Source organism: Pseudomonas sp. NPDC087346 (assembly GCF_044744235.1).
Classification (GTDB): domain Bacteria; phylum Pseudomonadota; class Gammaproteobacteria; order Pseudomonadales; family Pseudomonadaceae; genus Aquipseudomonas.
On sequence record NZ_JBIUXX010000137.1, the window covers coordinates 1590 to 4154 of the forward strand.

General features: G+C 53.5%; 3 protein-coding genes and 1 tRNA gene. All 4 read right to left on the minus strand.

The features are described from left to right. Positions 1 to 25: 25 nt before the first annotated feature. Positions 26 to 110: transfer RNA gene (locus tag ACIOZM_RS31350), tRNA-Tyr, on the minus strand. Between the two features lie 142 nt (positions 111 to 252). Continuing rightward, positions 253 to 690, minus strand: coding sequence for a hypothetical protein (locus ACIOZM_RS31355; RefSeq protein WP_401221479.1), 438 nt, complete (start codon positions 688 to 690; stop codon positions 253 to 255). Positions 691 to 697: 7 nt separating this feature from the next. After that, the gene (locus tag ACIOZM_RS31360; RefSeq protein WP_401221481.1) at positions 698 to 1447 is read right to left on the minus strand and encodes a pantothenate kinase; all 750 of its coding nucleotides are present in this window, start codon (positions 1445 to 1447) and stop codon (positions 698 to 700) included. Further along, entirely contained in the window at positions 1437 to 2390 is a 954-nt protein-coding gene (gene birA / locus ACIOZM_RS31365; protein ID WP_401221483.1) for a bifunctional biotin--[acetyl-CoA-carboxylase] ligase/biotin operon repressor BirA, read from the minus strand. The genes ACIOZM_RS31360 and birA overlap by 11 nt, the downstream gene beginning before the upstream one ends. Positions 2391 to 2565 lie beyond the last annotated feature (175 nt).

A 2565-nucleotide genomic window follows, 5' to 3' on the forward strand; every position in this document is an offset into this window, starting at 1 on the left:
AGAGCGTACAGCTCACGCTAAAATCTGGTGGAGGGAGAAGGATTCGAACCTTCGAAGTCGTAGACGTCAGATTTACAGTCTGATCCCTTTGGCCGCTCGGGAACCCCTCCTAATCAGGCCGGCATTCTACATCACGCCAAACCCCTGTCAAGCATTTTCTCATTTAAAAACCTGAGGTTAGCTGCGTTGACACACTTCACTTTGACGACCCATTCAGGTCTTCGCTGTGGAGCGGGCGCCATTCTATGCAAACTATTCAGCAGGTGCAACCCCCTCACACTGCATTATTTTATGTTTTAACTCATTGAATTCCTTGGAAAGGTTCTGCAACTGCAGATCCCCCAACAAACGCTGGCTTTCTGGCGCTATACGCAACCAATAACCCGACCCCGGGAGATCGCCTTGCGAAGATTGAGTCTTCACTTCCATGGAAACCAGCCGCTGCTCTAGCGCCGACAACGTCTCCTGCCGGGAAAAACCGCCCAAAAACAAACACTCTTGCCCCACTCGCGGAGAACTTTGCTTCTCCTGCACCGACCCAGCCGTCTCGCTCAACAAGCGAATATCCTGCTGAGCCCCCCGATACAAGCTGAGCGGCGTGACATCCTTGGCACGCATGGGCGCTTCCTGCTGATGCCAGACGTAATAAAATACATTGAGAACAAGGAGCAGAAGGAACAACCAACGCATACAAACCTCAGGACAAAGGACACGCCATGGCCAAGCCCACAAACACCAAATCGGAAACAACCCTGGCCTCAGGTGCAACATCTGCAACCAAGCCAGCATCACCACCCGTAATAAAGACGGTAAAACTCCCCCCCCAGTAGGAACGGGCCATCTGGATCTGAGTCAGCACAAACCCCCTCAGCATTAGTGAGCATCCACGCTCCACCGCCTCGACAGTCGTTCGCCCTGGAGCCTGACTGGTCAATGCAAGCTCTGCCGCGTGGTCTCCGTAACGAATTTTCCGAGTATGCGTACGCAATTGATTACGCATCAGTGGCATGCCTGGGCAAATGAAACCACCGAGATGCTCGCCATCAGCCGCGATGAAGTCGGCCGTCACAGCCGTGCCAAAATCAAGAACCAGGCATGCACCGCAAGCAAGATGAAAACCGCCAAGCATCGCTAACCAACGATCAAGGCCCAAGCGCTCGTAATCGTCATATCCATTCCTGACACCAGACATTTCCCTTGCAGGTTTGGCACAGACGACAGAGACACTGAACTCCCGCTCGAGCAGCTCGATCAGGACTCCAGTCTCTTCAGTAGTCCGCACACTGACCAGACGACAGTTGCACAGCGACAAGCCTTGGACAGCACTCAGACTGTCAACCAGCGCCTTATCCGAGTCGACCACACCCTCCGCGACCACAGCGCACGACGCAGTAGCCAGCACGCGCCACTTGATAAAGCTGTTTCCACAGTCGAGCTCAAGAATCATCACGCAACCTCAAACTGAGCTCACCACCACTAAACACCTTTTCCACACCATCCACCTTCAAGCGCAGTGCACCTTGATTATCGATACCAAGCACCACGCCATCTATCTGACTAACACCGGCAATCAATGAAACCGGCCGCCCTTGCCACAAGTGATCTCGCTCCCACTCTGACTGGAGAACTGAGAACCCACCCGCCTGATGACGCTGAATATAGGCTCGCAACTGCTCACTAAGCTCAGCAACCAAAACATTTCGGTCACAGCTTTTACCTGACTCCAGCCGTATCGATGTCCACTGCTGATCAACCTCATCAGCACTCTGCATATTCACGTTAATGCCTATACCGAGCACTACGTGACATACATCCGCAGGATCCCCAACAAGCTCTAGAAGAATACCGGCGACTTTCTTGCTACCCACCAACACATCGTTGGGCCACTTCAATCCCGCGGCAGGCACCCCAAGCTTTCGCAAGGTCTGCATAACCGCCAAGCCAACAACAAGGCTCAAGCCTTCGAGCTGGCGCATACCACCATCAATACGCAGGACAAGGCTGTAGTATAGATTTTCAGCAAAAGGGCTCACCCACTTCCGCCCCCGACGCCCACGCCCGGCGACCTGCCTCTCCGCGAGGACAAGGAATGGCGCAGGTCGACCTTGATTGATGGCTCGCAATGCTTCTGCGTTGGTAGAGTCGATGGAATCAAAGACAGCAATCGGCCAAATCGGAGCCAATGCTTCAATCTTGAAAGGGTCGAGCAACGTCAAAGGCGCCGCAAGCTGATAGCCGCGACCTCGCACCTTATTAATGGACAGTCCAAGCTCCGCCTCCAGATGCTGAAGCTGCTTCCATACGGCACTTCGACTGATACCCAGGGCGCCCCCGAGATCCTGTCCAGAATGGAATCGCCCATCCTTCAAAAGATTCAACAACGTCAGCATGCAGGTCTCGCCTCACGATAAGGCCCGAATAATAGCCATGCACTGAGCTGTTGCATAGAAATCAAGCAGACCACTTTCCTGCAGGCAAAACAAAACCCCAACTGCTTTCGCAATTGGGGTTTCGGAATTTAATCTTGACGATGACCTACTCTCACATGGGGAAACCCCACACTAC